This window comes from Paludibacterium sp. (assembly GCF_019232825.1).
Taxonomy (GTDB): domain Bacteria; phylum Pseudomonadota; class Gammaproteobacteria; order Burkholderiales; family Chromobacteriaceae; genus Paludibacterium.
Window position 1 is genome coordinate 58,533 of record NZ_JAFAND010000117.1, and the last position, 24,974, is coordinate 83,506.

The following is a 24,974-nucleotide window of genomic DNA, read 5'->3' on the forward strand; positions in this document are numbered from 1 at the left end:
CCTGGATTATTGAGCGTTATAGAAGTTGCTGCCGTAGCGGGCATTGGCGCAGGCGCTGTTGTCCACGCCGCATTGTACCCCTTGCGCGCCGCTTTGCTGCGCGGCCTTCATCACACTGCCGGTCTGCTGCAGCGCGCTCTTGAATTGCAGGTAGAAATCCTTGTCCAGCACGATCTCGGCGATCACCTCGCTCGAGCCGTCGGCGTGCATCGAGGTGGAAACGATGTTCACCCCGCGCAGGTAGGCATCGACATAGGTGCGGAAGCTATCGCTGACCGACACCATGTTGGCCACCGAGCTGTTGCCCACCAGCTTCATGCCCTGGACTTGTTCGGCGATGGCGCGGAAGGCATCGAGCTTGGCGGCGCGGATCGACAGCAGCTTGCGTTGCGAGGCGGTCAGCGAGCGCGATACCGGTACCGTGCCTTCGCCGGTGACGCGAACCTTGATCGGTTGATAGGGGTCGACTTCCTTGACCACCACCTTCGGGGCTTCCGGCTCGATACCAGCACCGACATAGCCGACGCCGGTACGGGCATCGGTCGATGCGACGTCGGGCGTGCTCATCGGCGCGGGTACGGTGGCCACCGGCTGGGCGGCGGGCGGGGTCATGACTTGAGGGTTGTCGGCGTGAGCGCAGCCGGCCAACAACAGCAGCAGCGGAATGATTTTATAGGTGTTCTTCATGTCAGACCCCATTTGTAATATTTCGAATGGTATGAACCAATGCCAGCAAACGTCAACCGCTTCTTCGTCCGTTTAAAGGAAAACTTGAGAAAAAACAGCCTAACGTGCCTGTTTTAATAAGAAATTAGCCACTCGTCCCCCCAGTACGTTGACCACCAGACCGGCGAGCAGCAGCACGCTGCCCAGCGCCTGCACCGCGGTCAGCTGCTCGCCCAGCAGCAACATCGAGCAGACCAGCGCCACGAGCGGCGCCAACAGCGAGAACGGCGCCACCGAGTTGGCCGGATAGCGCGACAACAACCGGCTCCAGATGCCGTAGCCGAGCATCGACGCGGCCAAGGCCAGATAGGCCACCGCAGCCAGCGAGCCCCAGGAGAAATGTGTCAGCGCCTGCCAGTCGCGCGCGCCGCCCTCCAGCCACAGCGACATGGCCAAAAACGGCAGCGGCGGCACCAAGGCGGACCACACCACGAGCCCCAGCGGTTCGATCTGCATGCCGCGCCGGACCATGACCCGCACCACCACGTTCGACATCGCCCAACTGCTGGCGGCGATGAGTGTCAACACGAAGCCCAGCAGCGTCATATTGGCGCCATGGGTGGCGCCGATCAGCCCCAGCCCGGCGGCCGCCAACAAAAGCCCGGTGAGCTGGCTCACGCGCCAGTGCTCACGCAGCAGCAGCGCGGCAAACAGCATGGTGAAGAATGCCTGCGACTGCAGCACCACCGACGCCAGGCCGGCCGGCATACCGAACTTGATGGCGCAGAACAGGCCGGCAAACTGGCCGAAGCCGACGGTCAGACCGTAGAGTGCGAGCCAACGCCAGGGCAGGCGCGGCCGCGCCACCCAGAAAAGACCGGCGAACGCCACGGCGCTAAAGCGAAGGCAGCCCAGCAACAGCGGCGGCACGTCGGCCACGCCCCACTTGATGACCACAAAATTAAAGCCCCACAGCACAATCACCAGCAGGGCTTGGAGAATATCCGGAGTCTGCATGCACGGTCCTCGCCGGGGCATGCCGCACCCCGGGGTTGAAAATCAGCCTTTCATGCGCTTGAGCACTTCTTCCTTGCCCATCAGCGCCAGCACGGCGTCCACCGACGGCGTCTGCGCGGTGCCGCACACCAGCACGCGCAACGGCATGCCGAGCTGGCCCATCTTGATGCCCTCATCCTGGCAGAACGGTTTGAACAATTCGTGAATCGCCTCGGCGCTCCAGCTCGGCAACGCCGCCAGCCGCTCGGCGAAACGCGTCATGCGCGCGCGCGCCTCCTCAGGCAGATGCTTGGCCACGTCTTCCGCCGACGCTTCGCGTTTGCGGTAGAAGTAGTCGGATTCGCGCGCGAGCGCGTTGACGTCCTGCACGCGTTCGCGCACCAGCGCCAGGACCTCGGTCAGCGCCGGGCCATCGGCGAGCGCGATGCCCTCGGCCGCGAGGCGCGGGGTCACCAGATCGGCCAGCCGCTGCAGGTCGGCGCACTTGATATGCTGGGCGTTGAGCCACAGCAGCTTTTCGCCGTCGAAGCGCGACGCCGAGGCGCTGACGTCCTTCAAATCGAACCAGTCGATGAACTGCGGCATGTCGAAGAACTCGTCGTCACCATGGCCCCAGCCCAGACGCGCCAGGTAGTTGAGCAGCGCCTCGGGCAGAATGCCGCGGTCGGCATAGTCGACCACGCTGACCGCGTCGCGGCGCTTCGACATCTTCTGGCCGTTCTCGTTGAGGATCATCGGCAAGTGGGCGTACACCGGCAGCGGCGCGCCCAGCGCCTGCAGAATGTTGATCTGGCGCGGGGTATTGTTGACGTGGTCGTCGCCGCGGATCACATGGGTGATCTGCATGTCCCAATCGTCCACCACCACGCAGAAGTTATAGGTCGGACTGCCGTCCGGACGGGCGATGATCAAGTCGTCCAGCTCTTGATTGCTGATCTCGATGCGGCCCTTGACCGCGTCGTCCCAAGCCACCACGCCATCCAGCGGCGTCTTGAAACGCACCACAGGCTCGACGCCGGCAGGCGCCGGCGGCAGCGTCTTGCCCGGCTCCGGGCGCCAGCGACGGTCGTAGCGCGGCTTCTCGCCACGCGCCTCCTGCTCGGCGCGCATCGCCTCCAGCTCTTCCTTGCTGCAATAGCAGTAGTAGGCGTGGCCGGCGTCCACCAACTGCCGGATCACTTCCTTATAACGGTCGAAGCGGTGAGTCTGATAGAACGGGCCTTCATCGTAATCCAGGCCGACCCAATGCATGCCGTCGAGAATCGCCTTCACCGACTCCGGGGTTGAACGCTCGAGATCGGTGTCTTCGATGCGCAGCACGAACACGCCGTGGTGCTTGCGGGCAAAGGCCCAGGAAAACAGCGCGGTGCGCACGCCGCCGATGTGCAGAAAACCGGTCGGGCTCGGAGCGAAACGGGTACGGATCATGAGTCGGGTCCAGCAGGGAAAAATAAACGCTTATTGTACGCTGTCGGCAAAAGCCGCCGCAAATCGGTTACGACCGATGGCGCGCGCCGCGCCAGGCGGAAACCCCGGCCGCGGCGCCCAACACGCACGCCGCCACGCTCCAGCCTGTGCCCTCGGGCAGCCATAGCGCCAGCATGGCGGCCACACCGGCCAGCATCTGCTGCAGAAAACCGCATAGCGCCATCGCCATGCCGCCCTGGTCGCGCCCGTCGTCCACCGCCAGCGCCATGCTGTTGGGAAACACCACCGCTTGACTGAACACCGCCCAGCCGTAAAGCAGCACGAACAGCGGCATCCCCAACGCACCCTGCCCGCGCCACAGCCCCATCCACAACCAGATTGCCAACCCCGCCAGCACCAGTTGCAGCCCGCCGTGCCGCAGCAGTTGCCGCGCGCCGTGACGCAGCGCCCAGCGGTGCACGAAGAGCGAGCCCGCCAGGTAACAACCGGCGAACAGCAGCCCCAGCGCGCCAAAGGCGGTCGCGCCCAGCGCGAAATGGCGCCGGAAGACGAATGGGCTCGCCTGCTGCAGCGTCACCACTACCGCGTAGCCCCAGCCGCCGGCGCTTGCCGCCAGCAGATAGCGCGGCCGGCCAAGCAGCGTCTTGACCGCCCGCCAGCCGTCGGCTTGCCCCGCCGCGGCCATCGGCGCGATGCGCACCCGCCGCGTGAGCAGCAGCGACGCCAGCGCCGCGACGGCCATCACCGCGAAACCGGCCGGCCAGCGCGCATAACGCGCGATCAAGCCGCCGACGAACTGCCCGCCGCCCAGCGCACAGATGAACGCCATCGACAACAAGGACAAACGGCGCGCCAGCTCGTTGCCTTGCCACTGGTCGCGCACCAGAATGCGGCCGATGATGGTCGCGCCGCCGGCGGACGCGCCTTGCACGGCACGCAGTAACAGCAGTTCTCCATACGAGGCGCAAAACGCCAGGCCCAGGCTGCTGGCGAAGAACAGCCACAGCGACGCCATGAGCGGCGCGCGCCGCCCCCAGCGATCGGCGGCCCGGCCCCACAACAGCAATGGCGCGGCGGCCGACAAGACAAAGATGGAAATCGACAACTCGACCTGGTTCGGCGTCAGCGCCAAATCGCGCGCCACCTCTGGCAGCGACGGCAAGTACACGGTGGTCGCCATCTGCGCCATGAACACCAGCAGGCAAGCCAACGGCACGATGCCGCCGCCGTGTGACGGGTGGGGGTTGGTATTGGGTTGCGCCATCAATCTTGGTCCGGCAAAAGAGACAATCTCATGCTAACGAGACTCCGCTGGACGCGCCGCTGCCAACGCGCCAATCACGGCGGCGAATCGGACAAGTTCAGTCTTTGCCCTGCCGGGCATAGTCAGAGGGCGAACGCCGCATCAAGCGGCGAAACATCGCGGCGAAGGCGCCGGGATTGTCGTAGCCCAGATCGAGCGCCACAGTACTGACCGGCTCGCCGGCCGCTAGGCGCGGCAGCGCGTTCATCACGCTCAGATGCTGCCGCCACAGCTGGTAGGACATGCCCAACTCGCTGACGAACAAGCGCGACAGCGTCCGGCCCGAAGCGCCGACGGCGCGCGCCAACGTATCCAATCCGCGCGGGTCGGACGGATCGGCGGCCAGCTGCGCGCACACCCGCGCCAGCCGCTCGTCGGCATTCACCGGCATCGGCAGGCTCAGGTCGTCCGACCAGGCCAGTTCATCCACCAGCAACTGCATCAGGCGTTGCTCGCGCTCATCGGAGCATCGCACCCGCTCGGTGCGCACCAGCCGCAGGATCAGCTCGCGCAGCAACGCGGAAACCGTCAGCGCGCGCGGCTCTGCCGGCAAGCGCGTCATATAGAGCGAGTCCGGCATCACATACAACGTGCGCAACGACACCGCCCCGCGGGCGCGCATGCAGTGCGCCATGCCGGGCGGCATCCACACGCCGCGCTGCGGCGGCAGCAGCCACATGCGGTCGCCGCATTGCAGCGTCATCACACCGCTGATCGCCACGATCAGTTGCCCCTCGGCGTGCGCATGCGGCCCGGTGCCGTCACCTGGCGCGTAGTCGCGCGCCAACGTCCAGGCCGACAGATCAGCCGACAGTTGCGTCATGAGCGTCATTGGCCACGAAAGGGAAGGAAAACGTCGATTTTAATATGAAATATGGGTAATCAGAGCTGCGATTGTGATTCGCTCGCCGGCGGACGCGGCAGCGACGGCGCCGAACTGTCGCCGGGCAGCGTACTGTCCGGCGGGCTCGACAGCCAGCGGAAGACGGTCAGCGACACGACGCGGTAGTCCGGCAAGCTGCCTCGGCAGGTCAGGCACACCGGTTTGCCGTTGCGCAGCCGCAGCGCCTCGTCGACGCGATTGCCGTAAATCGCCACTTTATGATCGTGCTGCCACTTGAGCAGCACCTGTCCGAGCCACGGCATCGACACGTCATCGTGTCCGTAAGGATTGCGGTAGGCGGTCAGCCACAGATGCCCGGCGTCGTCCTGATTGAGCAAGATCGCCTGGTAGGCCACGGTCACCGCGTCGCCGACGCTGACGAGACTCGCCAAGTCGAGCGCGTCGGGATTCTTTAGGCGCACACAGCCGTGGCTGCGGAAACCCGGCACGCTCCCCGGCGCGTTGGTGCCGTGCATGCCCAAACCGAGCCCCGGCTCGCCAAAACGGATGAACACCTTGCCCAACGGATTATCGGGCCCGGGCGGCACGGCGGTTTGCACCGGTTTGCCCTGCGCGCGCATTTCGTCCTGAATCGACTTGGGCACGTGCCAGGTCGGATCGTGGTAAATGCCGGTGATGTCGAAACTGCCGGTCGGCGTGCCGGTCAGCATCTTGCCCACCGCCACCGGCCACGACTTCACCAGCTTGCCATCCTGATAGAGAAAGAGGCGGGTTTGCGGCACGTTGATCACCACCTGACGGCCGCTGTCGGCCACTTGCACATCCGGTTCGGGCAATCCGGCGCGCGCGCCGACGCATGCCAGCAACAGTCCCATGCTTGCCACGAACTTGACCATCCCGACCTTCATTCCGCTTTGCCCGTCTCTGATTTAACTTGCCGCCCGCGGCATGGATACAAAAAGCGCTGCGCGAAACGCCGCTTTTTGAGAAAATCGACTCTTTAGTGGTTGATTTGGCACCGAACAATGAATTCGTCCGAAACGATGGCCCTGGTTGAGTCGCTCGACCATGAAGGGCACGGCGTTGCGCATGTCGATGGTAAAACCATTTTTATCGACGGAGCGCTACCTTACGAGCGTGTAATATACCGCTCTTATCGCAAAAAACCCACTTTCGAAAACGCCGACACAGTCTCGGTGCTGAAAGAAAGCTTTATCCGCACCACCCCGCGCTGTCCGCATTACGACACCTGCGGCGGCTGTTCGATGCAGCACGTCGACTTCTCCGCCCAAGTGGCGATCAAGCAACGCGTGCTCGAGGACAATCTGCGCCACATCGGCAAGGTCAAGGCCGAGCGCATGCTGACGCCGATCGCCGGTCCGGCCTGGGGCTACCGCCACCGCGCCCGCCTGTCGGCGCGCTGGATTCCGCGCAAGGACACCGTGCTGGTCGGCTTCCACGAGAAGCGCTCCAGCTACATCGCCGACATGCACGAATGCCACATCCTGCCGCCGCACATCTCGGCGCTGTTGATGCCGTTGCGTGATCTGATCGCCCGGCTATCGATCCGCGAACGCATGCCGCAAGTCGAGCTGGCGGTGGGCGAAAACGTCGACATCCTGGTGTTGCGCAATATGGACGCCATCACCCAGGACGATGAAGCGAAGCTACGCGCCTTTGCCGACCAGCACACCGGCGAACGCCCGCTGCAGCTGTGGCTGCAGCCCAAGGGGCCGGAGACCTGTTATCCGTTCTATCCGCACAAGGCGCCGCGGCTGACCTACCGCCTGCCCGAATACAACATCGAGATGCCTTACAACCCGACCGAGTTCACCCAGGTCAACCCGCAGATCAACGCCATCATGGTCAAGCGCGCGCTGGGCATGCTCGATCCGCAGCCGGGCGAACGCATCGCCGACATGTTCTGCGGCATCGGCAACTTCACCCTGCCGATCGCGCGTAGCGGCGCCCAAGTGCACGGCATGGAAGGCAGCGAGGCGCTGGTGCGCCGCGCGCGCGAAAACGCCGCGCACAATGGCCTGCAAGATCGCGTCAGCTACGAGATGGCCAACCTGTTCGACGTCACCGACGAAAGCTTCGCGGCACTCGGCAAGTTCGACAAAATGTTGATCGACCCGCCGCGCGACGGCGCGGTGCAACTGGTCAAGGCACTGTACGACGACACCGCGCCGCAACGGCTGGTGTACGTGTCGTGCAACCCGGCCACGCTGGCGCGCGACGCCGGTATCCTGGTGCACCTGAAGGGTTACACGCTCAAGGCGGCGGGCATCATCAACATGTTCCCGCACACCGCGCACGTGGAAAGCGTCGCCTGGTTCGAGAAGACCGGCCCAGGCAAGAGCCGCGAGGAAATCGCCGCGCTGGAAGCCGCGGAAGCCGAGCGCATCGCCGCGGGCAAGGCGGCCAAGGAAGCCAAGAAGAAGGCCGAAGCCGAGGCGTTGGCCCAGGTGCAGAAACAAGCGGCGGCGAAAAAGGAAGCGCGCTACCAGCACTACCTGGCCAACAAGGACTACTACGACAACCGCAGCAAGGCGCAGGACGAGGAGAAAACGTCGGAGTAAGCCGTCTGCATCCCGACTCGATCCAGAGACAGTCCATTCTCACGGGGTGAATGGCTGTCTTTTTTTATGGCCTGGCAAGAATGGCTTTCGAACCGACCAGCAATTCAGACAAAGTGCCGCCCTCCCTTATGGAAGAGCGTGGGACCACCCCAAATCGCCGCTTTCATCCATGTAGACCGTAGCGTTCATCGTTACCATCATGACAGTGGCCTCTCGGATGAGAGGCCACGAAAAGTTCGGTACCCAGCTTTGACGCGTTCATAACGCGCTTACGATCATGACGAGCTTTGTCGCGAAGTGCCTGGGCGTTTATCTACTTACACCGATCTCGTCATTACGCCCGCATTCTGGGTGCCCTCTACCGCACCGTCAATGGAGGCCGGTCGCAGGAGTAAGCCATTCAAGCCGTGCGTTGCTTCGCGAACGCACGCTGCCCGATCTTCGGCCGAGGGGCGAAGCCCCTCGCCTCCGGTTAACGCCTTATTCGGCGGTTAAGATCACGCATCCCGCCACGCGCCGGGTTCGCACCGGTTCCGGCAAATACATCCAAGAACGCTCCGAATCGACGCGCAGCGACGACCACGGCAGACGGCTATCGATGATCAGCCGGCAGATGCCGGGGTCGGCTTGGCCCGCGCGTGGCGCGCACAGTTCAGAGATCAGAGAGAACAGCGGCAGTTGCTGGAGGTCGCGGTTTGAAGCGGCGGTGGAGATTGCAGTACGATGTGAGATAGCCATATCAACTTCTCCTGGTTAAGGGATTGCAGAGTTGGTGTGGTCAGCGGCTCCGAGGTGTGCGAAACCTCGGGGCCGCGCCTGTTGCGGCTTTCGCCGCAATCCCCACGATATCCAGCAGACGCCGAAAAGACAATTGGGCAACACCGTCAGAAAATGCTGAAACTGCGCGATACGCGCAGGAAGCATGCTTGGCGATAGTGCCAACACCGTCATGGCACAAGTACACGTAAACTGAATTTAAAAGTGCATTTTGTGTATAGATAAATTTTGCATCCGCATCCATGTAACCCTAAAATGAACTCAAATGTTCACTTAGTGTTCAGATGATATGAAACTCAAAGCCTTGATGCAGGAACTGGATAAGTGGGACCAGCGCGGCGTCTGGATTTTCTCTTCGGCGACTATCCGCCGCCTGTTTCCCAATGAGTCCCCCCGGGGTCTGCAAAAAGCCCTCGCCGACCATCAAGAAGCTGGCGTGATTTGTCGTGTCGCTAGAGGGCTATACCTCAACCCCAAATCCCGGCGCATGCCGCCGGATATTCTCACTACGCTGGTGGCATTCCTACGACCTTGGGACGTCAACTATCTGAGTTTGGAGTCAGCATTGTCGGATGCTGGAATGATTTCCCAAATTCCTTCGCGGCTGACGGTCATGACTACAGGTCGTAGCCAAATCTTTGAGACACCTTTCGGCACCATCGAATTCACACATACCGCGCGCGCGCCCTCCTCGTTGCGCGACGATGTCGCGTTCGATGCGACACGCCGGATGTTGGTGGCTAGACCGAAAGCGGCGGTCAGAGACCTAAAGCGGGTTGGCCGCAATGTTGATCTGATTATGGGAGCAATGGATGACACTGCTGCGTAACCTAATGGATTTGCATGAGCTCGCCGGCCGGTATGCCAATGAACGGCGCGTCCCCATGGCGACCATCCTGAAAGAAATCTTGCACTACGAGATTCTGTACGCGCTGACGGAAAGTGACGCAGCCCGCTACTTGGTGTTTCAGGGCGGCACAGCGCTTCGTCTGTGCTACCAGGGGACACGCTATTCCGAAGATCTGGATTTTACCTGCGGCACATCGTTTGATCCCCGATCCATGAAACCATTTGCCGATATTCTGCAGCGTGAGATTGCCAGCGCCTATGGACTGGAAGTCGAAGTGAAGGAACCGGCGGAGGAAACACCAAGTCACCACGAAGGCGTACCGGTAGCGCGCTGGAGCGCCAAGATCAGAATTCCGAATGCGGACCCTCGCGTCAAACAAAGCCAGGTCATCCACATTGAAGTTGCTGGCGTGCCGGCGCACGACCCCGAACTGGTATCGATCACAGCCAACTACCCGCACCTTCCCGAACCGCTGCGCCAGATGATCATTGCGGCCGAGAGCCAAAACGAGATCCTCGCCGACAAGTTGGTAGCGCTCGGCGCCAGACCCTTTTTGAAAGCGCGCGATCTTTGGGATATCAAGTTCCTCACCGACGCCAACGTAGCGCCGGACTATGCGTTGGTCCGGCAGAAAATTTTTGCTTATGGCTGGACTGCGGACGATTTCCGCATACAACTCAAAGCAAAGCTGCAGCAACTCGATGCGGCGGAGACAGCCGACCATTTCCGCAAGGAAATGAGCCGGTTCGTTGACACACGCGTTGCCCGGATGTTGGACAACGCGGTCCTGTGCGGCAAATACCTCACCAAGGCAAAAAAACTGGGCCAAGAACTGATTCTAACGTTGGAGAATGAACGGCACCGGCCCCGATGACGACTCGTACGTTGGCGCTTGCATTCATTCTGAACCGTTACAACGAAGACATCCTGCAGCAGGGGGGAACGCTAGAGGATGAGGAGTCGTTCTTGTTGCCGCCGAGCAAGTTCTACCAGGTGGAAGCGGAGATCGATGCCAAGGATCGCGGCATCTCGCTCTTGCACCCGCTAAACGCGCTCAAGATCATTCTCAATCTCGATCAGGGCTCCGGCAGTCACGGGCTCACCCCATCGCCTTAGCTCACATCGACCGACGCCAAAAACGTCATCTCGCCCCCTTGGTTCGCCGGCAACATCTCCGCCGGGGTCAGCCAGTGGAATTCGGGACTGCCGGGAAACGGATCGATCACGCCGATGGCCCGCACGTTCGGCCCCATCGGCGTGGCGAAGTAATCGACGGTCACCACCACCATCGCGTGATGCGTGTTGCAGTAGAGCAAGGGCCGGTCCTGGCTCAGTTGGTCGATCAGGATGATGTTGTTGATGGCGTACAGGCCGTTATAAAAATCGTAGGCGGCGTTCACCTGCGAAGTGAAGCTGTCGCCGTTTTGATCGGTCCAGCTATCGCTCAACGCGCTGCCGATCACGGTGCTGTTTCCGCTGGCGCAAACGGCGACATTCGAATTGAAGCTCTGGCGCACGATGTCGGCTTGATCGACGGGATGGCCATAGCTCTGGAACACCATCGAGATCGATGCCGCCCAGCACCAGAATGGGCACTGCTGCACCACGCGCGTCGGATGCGCCACCAGCACCCGCATCGGCACGCCCATCGGCGTCATCGGCCCCATCATCTGCGGCTGCGCGGCCCGCAATGCGGGAGATAGCGCCAAGGCGCCGACCGCACCGAGAAAAAGTCTTCGATTCACCGGGATCTCCCCAAACGCGTTCAACTTTTTATGCACCAGCAGCCATGACGTATGGGTAGACACATCCATCGGCAATGTCAAGCTCACCGTCTATAGTGGTATTTTTCCCCGAACCGGAGCACCCGATGAATGTATTGCCCTATGTGTTCTTCCATGGCCGCGGCGAGGAGGCCATCGCCTTCTACCAACAAGCGCTGAATGCCGAAGTATTGATGATGCTGCGTTTCAAGGACGCGCCGCCGAATGCCGGCCGGGCGCCGGAACCGGGCACCGAAGACAAGATCATGCATGCCACGCTGCAAATCGGTACGAGCCAGCTGCAACTGTCCGATGGCGATTGCGGCACCACGGCCGTGCCCCACGCCGGCTTCTCGCTCTCGCTCAACCTCGACGACGCCGCGACCGGCGAGCGCTGCTTTCAGGCACTGGCACAGGGCGGTCAGATCACCCTGCCTTTTCAGGCCACGTTCTGGTCGCCGGGTTTCGGCATGCTGGTCGATCGTTTCGGTATCGCCTGGATGGTGAATGTCGGCCGGCCCAATCAGTGAGACGACACAGCCTCAGGCATTTGCACTATGCTATGCGCCTACGCAAATCGCCCCAAAAGGAATTCGCATGACAACCCTGTCCGATTTCGCCGTTACCCGTAAATGGCCCGCCCAGCATCCCGACCGCCTGCAGCTGTATTCGCTGCCCACGCCCAATGGCGTCAAGGTATCGATCATGCTGGAGGAGACCGGCTTGCCCTACGAGGCGCATACGGTCAGTTTCGAGCGCAACGATCAAATGTCGCCGGAATTTCTATCGCTCAACCCCAACAATAAGATTCCGGCCATCCTCGACCCCAACGGCCCGAACGGTCAGCCGCTCGGACTGTTCGAGTCCGGCGCCATCCTGATTTATCTGGCCGAGAAGACCGGCCGCTTCCTGCCGGCCGATCCGGCGCTGCGTTATGAAACCCTGCAATGGGTGATGTTCCAGATGGGGGGCATCGGCCCGATGTTCGGCCAGCTGGGCTTCTTCCATAAATTTGCCGGCAAGGCGTATGAGGACAAGCGTCCGCGCGACCGCTACGTCAACGAGTCGCGCCGCTTGCTGGGGGTGCTCGACCGGCATCTGACCGGGCGCGACTGGATCATGGGCAGCGAGTACACGATCGCCGACATGGCGATCCTGCCGTGGGTGCGCAACCTGATCGGCTTCTACGATGCCGGCCAGCTCGTCGGCTACCAGGACTTCAAGCAGGTCGACCGCGTGCTGCAAGCCTTCGTCGCGCGCCCGGCGGTGCAGCGCGGTCTGGAAGTGCCGCCGCGCGGCTAAATCAAGCGGCCGGCGGACGGTACCAGTCCTCCGGCGCCACCACCTTCGTGACGGGCGTATCGGCCATATAGTGCGGCGACATGATCTGCACGCCGTAACGGTTGAACACATCCTGAATATTGGCGTGCAGCACCGACAGCACCTCGGCGCGAGGCTGCGGCGCGGTCGGCACCGCCTGCGCCACCAGCCGGTAGACCGGGTAGAAATCGCCCAGCGCGGTTTGATAAACCCGCGGCGCCGGCTCGGCCAGAATGCCCGGCGTCAGCCGCGCCGCTTCGATCAGCATCGCCTCCACTTGCCGCCACGGCGTGTCGTAGCCGATGCTGACCGAGGTGTCGACGATGTAGCCGGCGCCCACCACCGTGCGCGAATAATTGCGCGTGACGCTACTGGTGATCAGCGCATTGGGCAGCGTCAGTTCCTCGCCCATGCCGGTGCGGATGCGGGTGGTGAAGAGCCCCATTTCCATCACCGTACCTTCGTGTTCGCCGACACGCACGTATTCGCCCGGACGAAAGGTGCGGGTATAGGTCAGAATCAGCCCGGCCGCCCCCTGTCCCACCATGCTCGACGCGCCCAGCGTCACCATCAGCCCCAACAGCACCGACAAACCCTTGAACGCTTCGGTCTGCGCCCCCGGCAGATAGGGATAGGCCATGGCCAAGGCAAACAGCCAAATGGCGAAGCTGAACAGCCGGCGCGTCGTCGGCAGCGTATCCACGCTCAGCCAATGCCAGGCGCTGCCGTTTTCCGCCAGGCGCTGACTGATATGGCCGGCGAACACGGTGGCCATGCGCGCCAAGAAAAAGATCGCCAGCGCCACGATGAGCCCCGGCATGGCGCCGGCCATGGATTCGACGAGCCCGCCGAACAAGGCAAGTAGATAGTGATCGAGCTGTTCGCCCCACGGCCGAGTGTAGGGAAAGCGCAATAGCACGAAGCTCAGCCAGCGGTCGGTCAGCAGCAAGATCAGTAAGACGCCGCAGGCGGTCAGCGCGCGGCCGAGCAACAGGTAGAGATGGCGGCGCTCGAATAAGGGCGTATTGCCGATTTTCAGCGTCCGGACTTTACGGTCGGCCAGATGCACCAGCCGCGCGGCCAGCATGCGCCGAAGCCTGAGCCAGCCCCACAGCGCCAGCCCATAGAGCGCAGTCGCCAACAGCGATAGACCGACGGCCTGCGTCAGCGCGCGCAGATTGCTGGCCTCGCGCGTGGCGGCCACCGCCGCGCGCAGCTGACCTGCCGCGCGCTCGGCGACCGTTTGCGCGGTCTCCTGCGCCAGCGGATCGGCGTCGCCGCCGGTCACCACGAACGCAAGCCGGTTGCCAACCAGCACCAACTGTCCGAGCGAGCTCTGCTGTACGGCCACCGCCAACGGCCCCTGCTGCGCCAGCGCCTGATCGACCAGCGCCTCGGCGCGTTCGGCGCGCTCGGCTGGCGACGCGCCAAAGAGCGGCACGCGGAACAACATAATGTCGCGCTGAAACACCACCAGCCGCGCCGCCTCGACGGCAGGCGCCGAGCTATCGGCCGGGGGCGCGGCGACGGCCAGCGTCGGCAAACACAGCCAGCCGACGGCCAACCATCGTCGAAACCAGGACCTTACACGCATGCGTTTTCTCCTAGCCAACGGACAAGGGGAAAATATCACAATTGAATATAGTCAGCGTCGGCGCGTCACGCCGGGGCATAGCCGCGCAAGAACAGATCGACGGCTTGTTGAACATGGCGGGCAAGCTCATCGGCTTCGGTGGCCAACGGTACGCCCAATATCGCGCGTAGCGGATAGTCGCCTTCCAACAGCGACAGCAAATGCCGCGCCGCGACCCACGGGTCATGCGCGCGCAGGCGCCCCGCCGCCATCTGCCCCTGCAGAAAATGCGACAGCAGCGTCATGCCGCGTAACGGACCATCCTGATAGAACAAACGGCCGACGTGCGAGCGGTTCGCCTCGGCAAAGACGCTGCGCCGGATCGCCACCAGATCGGGAGACAACAACGTGGTCATCAGCGACTGACCGAAAGCGTTCAGCGACGCCGCCAAGTCGCCGTCGAACTGCAGATTGCCGAAGGCGCCGGCAAAGCGCGCCGCGCAATGCTGGTCCATCACTTCGTGAAAGAGCGCATCTTTGGAGGGGAAATAGCTATACAGGGTGGCCTTGGAGGCGCCGGCGCTCAGAGCGATGTCGGCCATGGTGCTGGCCTCGAAGCCTTTCTCCAGAAAGACCGCCCTCGCCGCCAGGACAATGCTGGCGCGTTTGGCTTCGCTTTTGACCCGCACGGCCCCCCCTTTAATTAAACCAATTAGTACAGTTTACTTGACAATCCCCCCACGTCAACTCTATAACTGTACCGAACGGTTTTGTTATAGCGCCAGGGCAGTTGAACTGCCGCTTGAGCGACACCGTTTTCACCGCGTATTACGTTGGCCCGGCGCTTGCGCCGGGCGTTTTTCTATCCTGCGTCACCCGCCGGGCAGCAGCGTCTTGCTCATGGGAATGCAAGGCAGACTAAAACCTCGCGGCGAATCGTAGCGCCCCTGGCTATCCCCGATGAAACCCAGCCGCCGGTAGAATGGCGCGGCATTCAAGGTCGCGTCGAGACGCAGTGTTTCCAGCCCAAGCGTCCGCGCCCGCTCTTCCAGAAACGCCATCATGGCGCGCGCGTAACCGTGGCCGTTTGCCGTCGGATCGACGAACACGGCATCGATCTGGCCACTGTCAGAATCGAGCGCACCACATGCCAGCAACGCCCCATCCCGTTCGCCAAGATAAACCTTCTCGGCAACGAATGCTTCGAACGCCGGGGTCACGCCGCCCTCGACCCAGCGCTGCAGCAAAGGCATCGGATAATGCGTTGGGCAATGCGCGAGAATCGCGGCGCGGCGCAGGCCCAGCACGCCGGCGGCATCGATACCGCGGGCTTGGCGGATACGCAACATCATTTCTCCCTCACCACATTGATAAGCTACGTGTATCGCAACAGTATTTTTTGCGCAATCACAACGGCGGGGGGATGAACCGCATTTTCTCATGCCATCCGCCGTCAGGCGGCGTAGGCTGAAAGAAAGACCGATGACTCTGGGGAGGCACAATGTTTCGCGAGCACCGAGAATTGATCTCTCAACTGAAGCAAACCGACCGGCATTTCGAGCGGCTGTTCGAAGAGCATAACGCGCTCGACGAGCGCATTGCCCAGGCCGAGGCGGGCCAGGCGCATTTGAGCGAGCAAGAGATCGAAACCTTGAAGAAGCGCAAGCTGCTGCTCAAGGATCAGATCTACGCCATCTTGCAGGCCAAGTCCCGCGCCTAAGGTCCGTCACCAGCGGTTCGGCGGAGATTACCTTTCGAGCAGGCGGCGCAGACTCGCCGGCAGCGGTTTATCGCCGCTCGCGCCATCGGCCACGAGCTCGCCCCAGCCGTGGCGATAGACGCGCACCCCGCCCCAGACGTCCGGCGCCTCGGCCTGGTCGTCCGGCTCGCCCTCGGACACCTTGGCCACCGCTTCGCTCAGCGGCAAACGCAGCACAAAGGTGGCCGCCAGCTCCTGCGGCGTCGGCGCGCGCACTTCTTCCCAACGTCCCGGCACCAGTTTTTCGTAGAAGGCCTGCAACAGCGCCAGTTGTTCGTCGCGCGCGCGCACCGCCTCGAACTGGCCATAGACCGACACCGAACGGAAATTGATCGAGGTATCGAAGGCGGACCGCGCCAGCACCAGGCCATCGGTCGCGGCGATGGACACCGCCGCCGGCACGCCGGCGGCCAACAGCTTGCAAAAGCCGCTGCCGTTGCTGCCGTGGATGTAGAGCGCGTCGTCGATGCGCCAGTGGGTCGACACCATCTGGCGTGGCAAGCCGGTTTGCGGCTCGCATACGGCAATGGTGCACTCCGGGATGTCGTCTATGATCTGGTAGACGGTGTCGCGATCGTACCGTGCCTTGTGGGCACAGTGTCGCATGCGCGTGCGCGCGGTCGGTTCGAAGTCAGACATCGGGAAACCCATCCATTAGAATGTGCTCATACTGACAGCCGGACATGCGCGCGGACAGAACCACCTTGCGACAAGCCGAGGGGGCCACTCCCGCCCCGACGCGCGTAGATTTTTCCCCCTTTGCGCGCCAAAGCGCCGATAATGCCGACTCACCCACGCGAGAGCCTCATCATGACATTTGAAGCCTTGACCGACCGGGACTATCAGCGCCTGGCCGATACCCTGGCCCGGTTCAGCGATCAGGACTGCATGAACCTCGAGCAACTGGACGGCTTTTTCACCGCGCTGCTATGCGGCCCGATGCCGGTCAAGCCGACGGAATGCCTGCAGATCATTCTGGGCGAGGCTTTCGACGACGAGGCCGCTTTTCCGGGCAACCAGGCGCTGGAGCGTTTCGCCAGCCTCTTGATGCGTCACTGGCTGGAGATCGCGCGCACGCTGAAGGAAGAGCTGCCGTTCCACCCTTGGCTCGATGCCGACGAGCACGGCGTGTTCCGCGGCAACGACTGGGCACGGGGCTTCGTCGAGGGCATGCAGTTGGACTACGACGACTGGGGGCCGTTGCTGGACGACCCCGCGCAGGCGGAGCTGTTGGCGCCGATCATGGCGCTGGCCTTCGAGGGGCAAGAGGACGAGGACATGCAGGATTATCTGCGTGAGATCAGCCCGGAACAACGCGCCGACTGGCTCACGGCCATCACGCCCAACATCGCCGCCATCCATCGACACTTCGCCCGGCTGCGCGCGGAGCTCGAAACCGGCGGCGAGGACTAAGGCAGCGTGCCGCGCTGGTAGATCTGTTCGCGCGTATCGCTGACCAGACGATTGAACTCCCCCGTGCGGCGCAGCTGCTGCAAACCCAGGTTGAAACGCCGCACGAGCTCGGCTGCTTGCGGCTGCCCTTTCCAGATCACCACATGCATGGGCGCACTCCAAAACGGCGTGCCCTGCATTTCGATCTGCTGACGTTGCCCGGCGCTGAATGCTTGCATCAGCAGCATCGCGCCGACCTCGGCATCGATCGGAAACAGGTCCAAATGACCAGCCATCAGCTTGCGAAAATTCGCCACGTCGTCCGGCGCGGTTTCAACCTTCAGCACGCCCGCTTGCTGCAACTGGGCAAACTCGTCCGAATACGTATTGCCGGTGGTGGCCCCGATGCGATAGCCGGCCAGATCGCGCAATTGCTGCCATTTCACCGGATGGTCCTTGCGCTGAAAAAACACCATGCGCAGATTCATTACCGGATCGGTATACAGCAGGTCACGCTGACGCTCGGGCGTCTTGGCCCAGCCCAGGCTGCCGTCGACGGCGCCGGTTCGCGCCGACTGCAAGGTGCGGTTATTGGGAAAAAATACATAACGCACTTGCACGTTTTGCAGCTTGAACGCCTCGGTCACCACGCGCGAGAGCACGCCGAAACCTGGGAGCCGCTCACTGACATAGGGAGGGTATTCATCGTTAGACAGCACGACGTTCATCGTGCTTTGCGCCTGACAAAACGCGCTGGCCAACAACAGCGCGCACGATAGCGCCCGGCGGATCCGGTACATAGTTGTTAACCTCGTCGGATTGGGATCCACTGCGATCAAGTTGAATTAAAGCAAGCCCCACGCATAGGCCATCTGGTAAATTTATCATAATCCATCGAGAGACACCTCGCGCGCATCATGCACTACTCTGCCTTACTCGCCACTTACGGTTACTGGGCCGTCTTCATCGGCTGCTTGCTCGAGGGCGAAACCATTCTGATCCTCGCCGGCTTCGCCGCGCATCAAGGCTATCTGTCGTTTCCGCTGGTAACGGCGCTGGCCTTCATTGCCGGCAGCCTCGGGGACTTACTGTTCTTTCTGCTAGGCAAAACGCTGGGACCGAAGCTGATCGCGCGCTTCCCCGCGCTCGCGGCCAAGGTGGACCCGGTCAATGCGCTGCTGTTGCGCTACCAGCGCGGCATCATCGTCGCGATTCGCTTCATGTATGGCCTGCGCATCGCCGGGCCGATCATCATCGGCGCCAGCGGCGTGCCGGTCGTGCGCTTCATGCTGTACAACATGCTCGGCGCCGCCATCTGGGCGCCGCTGGTCGGCGGGGTCGGCTATCTGTTCGGCAAGGCGGCGCACCGGCTGTTTACCGATCTGCGTCACTATCAATGGGTGGCGGTGCTGGCGCTTCTGGCGCTGGTGTGGGGCTGGCACGGCTGGCGTCAATGGAGGCGCCGCCGCGCCAAAAAGTGAGTCCGCGCGCGGCAGTCAGTTGCGGAACTTGTCGTGGCAGGCCTTGCAGGACTGCTGCACCTCGCGGAAGCCCGCGCGCACCAGCGCCACGTCGGCGGCCGCGGCGAGTTGATTGAGCTTGCTCACCTTGCCCTCAAAGTCGTCGGACGCCTGTTTGAACCCTTGCGGATTGCTCCAGATCTCAGACCGGGTGTCACTGGTTTTGCTGTCGGCAGGGAAATACTGCCATGGCGCATGCGCCTCGGCCGCGAGGGACTTGGCGGCGGCGGCGAATTGCGCACGGTCGAAATTGCCGGCATTGAGCTGCTTGTTCATGCTCCCAAGCGCTTGCTTGTAATGCTTGAACACCGCGCGGCGCTCGCTGGCCGGACCGGCGGCGAATGCGCTGGCGGTGGCGAGCAGCAGCGCGGCGATCAGGACGGACTTGTTCATCAGACTGACTCCATGACGTTACGATAATTTGGCTACGCCATACTAGCCTGGCTGGCTTAACCCGGCATTAATCGCGCCGACAGGCGGATAGCAGCCTCGCCATCCCCACCTCGATGTTCAGCCGCTCACCACGCAGTTCCGACCGCTGCTTTTGGCGAGATACATGGCCTTGTCCGACCGGTCAATGGCCGCCATGACCGAACTTTCTCCCAAATAACATTCGGCAACGCCAATGCTGACCGTGATGTGAATCACCCCCTCTTGGTAATGGACCGATATCTGCGCCACTTCCTTTCGTAAGTCCTCCGCCAGCGCCATGGCATCGCCTTTTGTGCAGTTGGGCAGGATCACGACGAATTCTTCACCGCCATAGCGGCCCAGAGCATCCGATTTTCTGAGGCGCCGCGCAACGCATTGTACGGTGGCCCGGATGACGGCATCCCCGGCAAAGTGTCCGAAACGGTCGTTCACGCTCTTGAAATGATCCAGATCGATGAACAGGACACTGGTTGGCGCCTGGGTGCGGTGTTGGAGCAGCATCAGCTTTTCTCCGGCCGCAATCAGGTAGCGACGATTCAGGCATCCCGTCAGCGGGTCGCTCTGGGCAGCTTCTTGCAAGGCCGCTTGCGATCCGGTGATGTACCGGTAAAGAAAAAAGAACAGCAGCCCAAAGGACAGCACGGTGGCGAAAATCACCGCGACCGACAAAACAAAAACAATGTGATAGCGCGCATTGTTTTGCCGGTCGAGGTCATCGGCCTGCGCAACATTGAAAACATAGTGTCTGGACAGTGCCGCAGTGACGTTGTCCGAGGCATGCGGCGCATCATTGAGCAACGCTTCGTTCGCGAGTGCCCTCTTGCCGGCCATCTCCAGCGTCATGATGCGGTGAAGGCTGGCACGATAGACCTCCAAGGCCTGGATGTCCTGAACCAGCAATCTCCTGTCTTCGATGCTCAAATCGTCATGCCTGCGGTAATCCGCCATGGACTGGTCAAACAGCAGTTCCGCATCGGCGATTTGCACAAGCGCATTTTGACGCTGGAGGGTGGAGGGTAAATACATGAAACGCCAGATATTGGCCCGCATATTGCTCACAGCATGCCTGGCATCGTTCATGCTTTTCAGGCGCGGAAGGATATTGCGCGAAATGTAATGAAGGCGCGCCTGAGACTTGCTCAGCTCCCAAACACCGAACCCCCCTACAAATAGCATTCCGGCAAGCGCCAGCGCCAGCGTGATGACTAGGCGTTTCGAGATTGGCATGAGACACCACCCGGCCTTTGAGTTTTTTTTATTCTAGCTTGAATCCATACAAAGGCGATTTTCCCAAACCTGCCCCCCGCGAACCGATCGACATGGAATAGGGGCATTCATCAGACGCGCAAAGAGAAACACCCCCGGCAGGCATGACGCCTGTCGGGGGTGCAACGACCAGCGCGACAACGAAAAAACGGCCGGAAAACCCGGCCGTTGTTGACGACTGACGCAGCGATTACTTGTTCAGCATGTAACCGTAAGCGCGCTTGCGGCCGTCTTCGTCTTCTTGGATGTACACGCCTTGCAGTTCCGGCGAGAAGCCCGGCAGCAGATTGATGCCTTCTTCCAGCGCCAGGAAGTACTTCAGCGCGGCACCGCCCCACACTTCGCCCGGCACCATGCACAGCACGCCCGGCGGGTACGGCAGCGCGCCTTCGGCGGCGATGCGGCCTTCCGACTTGTCCAGCGCGATCAACTCGACGTTGCCGCGAACGAATTCGATGTTGGCGTCTTGCGGATTCTTCACGACCTTCGGCAGGTGCGACTTGCGGAACATTTCCTTCTGCAGCTGCTTCACGTCACGGCTGACGTACAGGTTGTGCATTTCTTGGCACAGCTGACGGATGGTGTAGCCGCGATAGCGCGCTTCGTTGTTGGCGTAAACGGTCGGCAGAACTTCCGACAGCGGCGCGTCTTCGTCCAGATAGCGTTCGAAGCGGGCGATCAGCGCCACCAGGTGCTGCATCTTGCCCATGTCTTCGGCCGGGGTCAGCAGGAACAGGATCGAGTTCAGGTCGCACTTTTCCGGCACGATGTTGTTTTCGCGCAGGAAGTTGGCCAGGATGGTGGCCGGCACGCCGAATTCGGTGTACTTGCCGGTCGCGGCATCGATACCCGGGGTGGTCAGCAGCAGTTTGCAAGGATCAACGAAGTACTGGCCCTTTTCGTAGCCTTCGAACGCGTGCCACTTCTGGCCCGGTTGGAATTCGAAGAAGCGCAGATCGTTGGCCATCGCTTCGGTGTCGTGGTCTTGCCACTTCTTGCCATCGACTTCAACCGGAACGAACGGACGGATGTGCTTGCAGGTCTCGAGCAGCATCTTGCGGGTTTCGATACCGATCTTCACGCAGTCGGCCCACAGTTTGCGGCCCAGTTCGCCTTCGTGCATCTTGGCGTTGACGTCAAGCGCGGCAAACAGCGCGTAGAACGGGCTGGTGGAAGCGTGCAGCATGAAGGCGTTGTTGAAGCGCTTGTGGTTGCAGTAGCGCTTCTGACCCTTGATGTGACGGTCCTTCTTGTGGATCTGCGACGTTTGCGAGAAGCCGGCTTGTTGCTTGTGAACCGACTGGGTCACGATGATGCCGGGGTCCTTTTCGGTCAGATCGAGCAGCAGCGGCGAGCAGTCCTTCATCATCGGGATGAATTGCTCGTAGCCGACCCAAGCCGAGTCGAACAGGATGTAGTCGCACAGGTGGCCGATCTTGTCGACAACTTGGCGAGCATTGTAGATGGTGCCGTCGTAGGTGCCGAGCTGAATGATGGCCAGACGGAACGGACGTTCTTCCTTGGCGCGTTCCGGCGCCACTTCGGCGATTTGCCCACGCAGGTATTCTTCGTCGAAGCAATGCGCGTCGATGCCGCCGATGAAGCCGAACGGGTTACGCGCGGTTTCCAGGTACACCGGGGTCGCGCCGGCTTGGATCAAGGCGCCGTGGTGGTTGGACTTGTGGTTGTTGCGGTCGAACAGCACCAGGTCGCCACGTGCCAGCAGGGCGTTACATACCACCTTGTTGGAGGCGGAAGTGCCGTTCAGAACGAAATAGGTCTTGTCGGCGTTGTACACCTTGGCGGCGTAGGCTTGCGCATCGTGCGGCGCGCCTTCGTGAATCAGCAGGTCGCCGAGCTTCACGTCGGCGTTGCACAGGTCGGCGCGGAACAGGGTTTCGCCGAAGAATTCGAAGAATTGACGGCCGGCCGGATGCTTACGGAAGAACTGGCCACCTTGGTGTCCCGGGCAGTCGAAGGCCGAGTTGCCCATTTCGACATACTGCTTGAGCATGCCGAAGAACGGCGGGAACAGGCTGGCTTCGTACTTGGTCAGCGCGGTTTCCACTTGACGGCCGTAGTGCACGGCGGATTGCTTGCCCAGCTCGATAACGCCATTGATGCGCTTGAGCACGTCGGCGGCCAGCTTCTCGTGACAGCCGGTCACGACGAACACCGGAATCTCCAGACCCTTGGCAGCCAGGTCGCCGATACGGCCGGCAGCGACATCTTCCATGCCCAGGACAATGGCGCCCACGTCGGTAAAATCGGTTTCCGCCAGGTTAACCAGCGCACGCGTGGTCTCGAAGCAAGTCGAGGGCGCCGAACCTACCGCTACTTTCAAATAAGTCATGTTTATCCTACCTTGGGTTGGAGAGCGACCGATCGATCGGACGACCGCGCGGGAGGCTCTTTCAAAATAAACTGGCGCTATAGCGACAACAGATCGCATTACAGGCCGGCCGGTTTTCAGGTTCGCAACGTTTATCGTGGCGCGCTCCGAGAAAAGCGCTGGATCGATCGCGAGCAGTATCGACTGCGACACGCGAAACGAAGCATCTATGGGGTAGATTTTATATCAGCGTTCGCTTGACTGATTTCTTTGGCGAGAACCGGAAATATATCCGTGCGACACGGCAACTCCGGAAATTCCCATACCTCTAAACGTCCCGGCAACGGCCTGGCGCCGTCAGGAAATCATTTGACGGGCGGTAGGCGCTTCGGTCTCTTTCCGCGAGGAAAGCTTAGGAGAAAATAGGTTGTTTAAGCCTATACGACGGCGCCCATTATTCTATAGAACAATTTGTTTTTGTTTGATTTTCGACAAATAGCCCCATGGCTAAATTTTGAGATATGGAAGTGATTTTTCATATTTGCGACATGCCATGACATTTGCAAATAATTACCCGTATCTTCTCGTTAGCCGCTCTATTTCCAATAATGCTTTTAACCGGCTAATATTTCACCCCCACCCGCGCCAGATCATTCCCACTCCGCATCCCCCCTCCTGGCAGGCCTCAAGACAATCGATTGCCCTGCGCATGTCTAAGGCATATCAGTTGGCCTTTTTGTGCCATAGAAGGTTAAAATCCCTCTCTTCCTCTACCGACACACCCACAGCATTCCGATGCCCACTTCCCCCGCGCCGGCACGGCGCATACTGCCCTACTTTCTCGCCAGCCAAAGCTGCTCCACGCTGTCGTATCAAATGCTGGCCGTGGCGTTTGGCTGGCAGGTCTACGCCTTGGCGCACAGCGTGTTCTATCTCGGATTGATCGGTCTCGCGCAATTCACGCCGCAGCTCGCGCTCACGCTGATCGTCGGCCAAGCCGCGGACCGCTTTGACCGGCGCCGCATCGCGCAATGCGCGCAACTCGCACAGGTGGCGGGCGCGTTCACGCTCGCGCTGGCTTGTCTGACCGATCATCAGAGCCTGGCATTGATCTTCGGCTGCGCGATGCTGACCGGTGCCGCGCGGGCGTTCGAAAGCCCCAGCATGCAATCGCTACTGCCGACGCTGGTGGAGGAAGGGCACCTGCCCAAGAGCCTGGCGATGGCCGCCTCGGCGCGGCAGACGGCGGTGATCGTCGGCCCGGCGGTGGGTGGGCTCGTGTTCGTATTGGGCGCGGCCAGCGTCTACCTGGCATGCGTGGCCGCTTACCTCTCGGCGGCGGGTTTGCTCTCGCGCCTGCCCGCCGGGGCGCGCGCGGCGAGCAAGGCGCCGATCTCCCTGCAATCCGCGCTGGCCGGCGTACATTTCATCCGCGAACGACCGGTGCTTTTCGGCGCCATTTCGCTCGACCTGTTCTCGGTGCTGCTGGGCGGCGCCACCGCCCTGCTGCCGGTCTACGCGCGCGACATCCTGCACACAGGCCCGTGGGGATTGGGGCTGTTACGCGCCGCGCCGGCCATCGGCGCGCTCGGCATGTCGCTCTATCTGGCGCGCCATCCGCTGCACCGCCATGTCGGCCGCAAAATGGGCTGGGCCGTGGCGTTGTTTGGCGCAAGCACGATCGTCTTCGGCTTGTCGCGCTGGTTTGTGCCGTCTTTATTGTCGTTGGTGGTATTGGGCGCCAGCGACATGGTCAGCGTGGTGGTGCGCTCGTCGCTGGTGCAGTTGGAAACGCCGGACGCCATGCGCGGCCGGGTCAGTGCCGTCAACTTCATCTTTATCGGCACCTCGAATCAATTGGGCGAGTTCGAGTCGGGCATCACCGCGGCCTGGTTCGGCACGGTGCCCGCCGTGGTGTTGGGCGGTATCGGCACGCTGGCGGTGGTGGCGCTATGGCGGCGCTGGTTCCCCGCGCTGTTCGCCCGCGACACGTTCAGCCAACACTAGGGCCTGTCTGCAAACTATTTGTGAACTGCGCTGGCCTGGTAAATGGCCAGCCCTTCGGGGCCGGTATCAGCCGGCGCATCGCGTTGTCGCTTGCCCCTTGCAGTGAATGACACTGCGGCGGGACGCGCTTCTAGCGCTGCATC

26 protein-coding genes are annotated in these 24,974 nt (G+C 61.9%); 10 read left to right on the forward strand and 16 right to left on the reverse strand.

Features of this window, described 5'->3' with window-relative positions:
• Positions 1-6: 6 nt before the first annotated feature.
• From JOZ06_RS15145 to JOZ06_RS15170, 6 genes are all read right to left on the reverse strand, one after another.
• Positions 7-687 (reverse strand): LPP20 family lipoprotein, encoded by a 681-nt coding sequence (locus JOZ06_RS15145; protein WP_293233887.1) that lies wholly within the window; start codon positions 685-687, stop codon positions 7-9.
• A gap of 99 nt (positions 688-786) precedes the next feature.
• Positions 787-1,683 (reverse strand): EamA family transporter, encoded by an 897-nt coding sequence (locus JOZ06_RS15150; protein WP_293233888.1) that lies wholly within the window; start codon positions 1,681-1,683, stop codon positions 787-789.
• Positions 1,684-1,725: 42 nt separating this feature from the next.
• Complete coding sequence (gene gltX, locus JOZ06_RS15155) at positions 1,726-3,111, reverse strand: glutamate--tRNA ligase (protein ID WP_293233889.1); 1,386 nt, start codon at positions 3,109-3,111, stop codon at positions 1,726-1,728.
• Positions 3,112-3,178: 67 nt separating this feature from the next.
• A complete protein-coding gene (locus JOZ06_RS15160; RefSeq protein WP_293233890.1) occupies positions 3,179-4,375 on the reverse strand; it encodes an MFS transporter in 1,197 nt (398 codons plus the stop codon).
• 97 nt (positions 4,376-4,472) lie between these two features.
• Positions 4,473-5,237 (reverse strand): helix-turn-helix transcriptional regulator, encoded by a 765-nt coding sequence (locus JOZ06_RS15165; RefSeq protein ID WP_293233891.1) that lies wholly within the window; start codon positions 5,235-5,237, stop codon positions 4,473-4,475.
• A gap of 59 nt (positions 5,238-5,296) precedes the next feature.
• Positions 5,297-6,166, reverse strand: coding sequence for a L,D-transpeptidase (locus JOZ06_RS15170; RefSeq protein ID WP_293233892.1), 870 nt, complete (start codon positions 6,164-6,166; stop codon positions 5,297-5,299).
• A 117-nt stretch (positions 6,167-6,283) separates the two neighbouring features.
• On the opposite strand from JOZ06_RS15170, the gene rlmD reads away from it, so the two are divergent.
• Positions 6,284-7,840: a 23S rRNA (uracil(1939)-C(5))-methyltransferase RlmD gene (rlmD, locus tag JOZ06_RS15175; RefSeq protein WP_293233893.1), complete on the forward strand. Its 1,557-nt coding sequence runs from the start codon at positions 6,284-6,286 to the stop codon at positions 7,838-7,840.
• A 480-nt stretch (positions 7,841-8,320) separates the two neighbouring features.
• On the opposite strand, the gene JOZ06_RS15180 is transcribed toward rlmD, so the two are convergent.
• Positions 8,321-8,578 (reverse strand): hypothetical protein, encoded by a 258-nt coding sequence (locus JOZ06_RS15180; protein ID WP_293233894.1) that lies wholly within the window; start codon positions 8,576-8,578, stop codon positions 8,321-8,323.
• Between the two features lie 328 nt (positions 8,579-8,906).
• Between JOZ06_RS15180 and JOZ06_RS15185 the strand changes: the two genes are divergently transcribed.
• From JOZ06_RS15185 to JOZ06_RS15195, 3 genes are read left to right on the forward strand one after another with little or no spacing between them, the layout of a single operon-like run.
• On the forward strand, positions 8,907-9,446 hold the full coding sequence (locus tag JOZ06_RS15185; protein WP_293233895.1) for a hypothetical protein: 540 nt from the start codon (positions 8,907-8,909) through the stop codon (positions 9,444-9,446).
• Positions 9,430-10,341 carry a nucleotidyl transferase AbiEii/AbiGii toxin family protein gene (locus JOZ06_RS15190; protein ID WP_293233896.1) on the forward strand — a complete coding sequence of 304 codons (912 nt, stop codon included), beginning with the start codon at positions 9,430-9,432 and terminating at the stop codon, positions 10,339-10,341. Before JOZ06_RS15185 ends, JOZ06_RS15190 begins: the two co-directional genes overlap by 17 nt.
• Entirely contained in the window at positions 10,338-10,583 is a 246-nt protein-coding gene (locus JOZ06_RS15195) for a hypothetical protein (RefSeq protein ID WP_293233897.1), read from the forward strand. Before JOZ06_RS15190 ends, JOZ06_RS15195 begins: the two co-directional genes overlap by 4 nt.
• Here JOZ06_RS15195 and JOZ06_RS15200 read toward each other — a convergent pair.
• Positions 10,580-11,212, reverse strand: coding sequence for a papain-like cysteine protease family protein (locus tag JOZ06_RS15200; RefSeq protein ID WP_293233898.1), 633 nt, complete (start codon positions 11,210-11,212; stop codon positions 10,580-10,582). The two genes, JOZ06_RS15195 and JOZ06_RS15200, sit on opposite strands and share 4 nt — an antisense overlap.
• Before the next feature lie 125 nt (positions 11,213-11,337).
• Between JOZ06_RS15200 and JOZ06_RS15205 the strand changes: the two genes are divergently transcribed.
• Together JOZ06_RS15205 and JOZ06_RS15210 are read left to right on the forward strand one after the other, a co-directional pair.
• Positions 11,338-11,760 carry a VOC family protein gene (locus tag JOZ06_RS15205; RefSeq protein WP_293233899.1) on the forward strand — a complete coding sequence of 141 codons (423 nt, stop codon included), beginning with the start codon at positions 11,338-11,340 and terminating at the stop codon, positions 11,758-11,760.
• A gap of 67 nt (positions 11,761-11,827) precedes the next feature.
• Positions 11,828-12,532: a glutathione S-transferase N-terminal domain-containing protein gene (locus JOZ06_RS15210; protein WP_293233900.1), complete on the forward strand. Its 705-nt coding sequence runs from the start codon at positions 11,828-11,830 to the stop codon at positions 12,530-12,532.
• A gap of 1 nt (position 12,533) precedes the next feature.
• Here the strand turns inward: JOZ06_RS15210 and JOZ06_RS15215 are convergent, their stop codons facing one another.
• From JOZ06_RS15215 to JOZ06_RS15225, 3 genes are all read right to left on the reverse strand, one after another.
• Positions 12,534-14,144 (reverse strand): mechanosensitive ion channel family protein, encoded by a 1,611-nt coding sequence (locus JOZ06_RS15215; RefSeq protein ID WP_293233901.1) that lies wholly within the window; start codon positions 14,142-14,144, stop codon positions 12,534-12,536.
• Positions 14,145-14,209: 65 nt separating this feature from the next.
• The gene (locus JOZ06_RS15220) at positions 14,210-14,812 is read right to left on the reverse strand and encodes a TetR/AcrR family transcriptional regulator (protein ID WP_293233902.1); all 603 of its coding nucleotides are present in this window, start codon (positions 14,810-14,812) and stop codon (positions 14,210-14,212) included.
• A gap of 183 nt (positions 14,813-14,995) precedes the next feature.
• Positions 14,996-15,475, reverse strand: a complete 480-nt coding sequence (locus JOZ06_RS15225) for a GNAT family N-acetyltransferase (RefSeq protein WP_293233903.1) — start codon at positions 15,473-15,475, stop codon at positions 14,996-14,998.
• Between the two features lie 149 nt (positions 15,476-15,624).
• On the opposite strand from JOZ06_RS15225, the gene JOZ06_RS15230 reads away from it, so the two are divergent.
• Complete coding sequence (locus JOZ06_RS15230; RefSeq protein ID WP_293233904.1) at positions 15,625-15,843, forward strand: DUF465 domain-containing protein; 219 nt, start codon at positions 15,625-15,627, stop codon at positions 15,841-15,843.
• Positions 15,844-15,870: 27 nt separating this feature from the next.
• On the opposite strand, the gene JOZ06_RS15235 is transcribed toward JOZ06_RS15230, so the two are convergent.
• Positions 15,871-16,521, reverse strand: coding sequence for a pyridoxamine 5'-phosphate oxidase family protein (locus tag JOZ06_RS15235; protein ID WP_293233906.1), 651 nt, complete (start codon positions 16,519-16,521; stop codon positions 15,871-15,873).
• Positions 16,522-16,692: 171 nt separating this feature from the next.
• Between JOZ06_RS15235 and JOZ06_RS15240 the strand changes: the two genes are divergently transcribed.
• Positions 16,693-17,295, forward strand: a complete 603-nt coding sequence (locus tag JOZ06_RS15240; RefSeq protein WP_293233908.1) for a UPF0149 family protein — start codon at positions 16,693-16,695, stop codon at positions 17,293-17,295.
• Here the strand turns inward: JOZ06_RS15240 and JOZ06_RS15245 are convergent.
• Positions 17,292-18,074: a transporter substrate-binding domain-containing protein gene (locus JOZ06_RS15245; RefSeq protein WP_293233910.1), complete on the reverse strand. Its 783-nt coding sequence runs from the start codon at positions 18,072-18,074 to the stop codon at positions 17,292-17,294. The two genes, JOZ06_RS15240 and JOZ06_RS15245, sit on opposite strands and share 4 nt — an antisense overlap.
• A 117-nt stretch (positions 18,075-18,191) precedes the next feature.
• On the opposite strand from JOZ06_RS15245, the gene JOZ06_RS15250 reads away from it, so the two are divergent.
• Positions 18,192-18,755 (forward strand): DedA family protein, encoded by a 564-nt coding sequence (locus JOZ06_RS15250; protein WP_293233912.1) that lies wholly within the window; start codon positions 18,192-18,194, stop codon positions 18,753-18,755.
• Between the two features lie 15 nt (positions 18,756-18,770).
• On the opposite strand, the gene JOZ06_RS15255 is transcribed toward JOZ06_RS15250, so the two are convergent.
• The 3 genes from JOZ06_RS15255 to speF all read right to left on the reverse strand — a co-directional run bounded on the left by JOZ06_RS15255 (position 18,771) and on the right by speF (position 22,845).
• Positions 18,771-19,187 carry a cytochrome c gene (locus JOZ06_RS15255; RefSeq protein WP_293233914.1) on the reverse strand — a complete coding sequence of 139 codons (417 nt, stop codon included), beginning with the start codon at positions 19,185-19,187 and terminating at the stop codon, positions 18,771-18,773.
• Between the two features lie 117 nt (positions 19,188-19,304).
• Positions 19,305-20,453 (reverse strand): diguanylate cyclase, encoded by a 1,149-nt coding sequence (locus JOZ06_RS15260; protein WP_293233916.1) that lies wholly within the window; start codon positions 20,451-20,453, stop codon positions 19,305-19,307.
• A gap of 229 nt (positions 20,454-20,682) precedes the next feature.
• Positions 20,683-22,845, reverse strand: coding sequence for an ornithine decarboxylase SpeF (speF, locus tag JOZ06_RS15265; RefSeq protein ID WP_293233918.1), 2,163 nt, complete (start codon positions 22,843-22,845; stop codon positions 20,683-20,685).
• A gap of 774 nt (positions 22,846-23,619) precedes the next feature.
• Between speF and JOZ06_RS15270 the strand changes: the two genes are divergently transcribed.
• Complete coding sequence (locus tag JOZ06_RS15270; RefSeq protein WP_293233920.1) at positions 23,620-24,831, forward strand: MFS transporter; 1,212 nt, start codon at positions 23,620-23,622, stop codon at positions 24,829-24,831.
• The last annotated feature ends 143 nt before the right edge of the window (positions 24,832-24,974 follow it).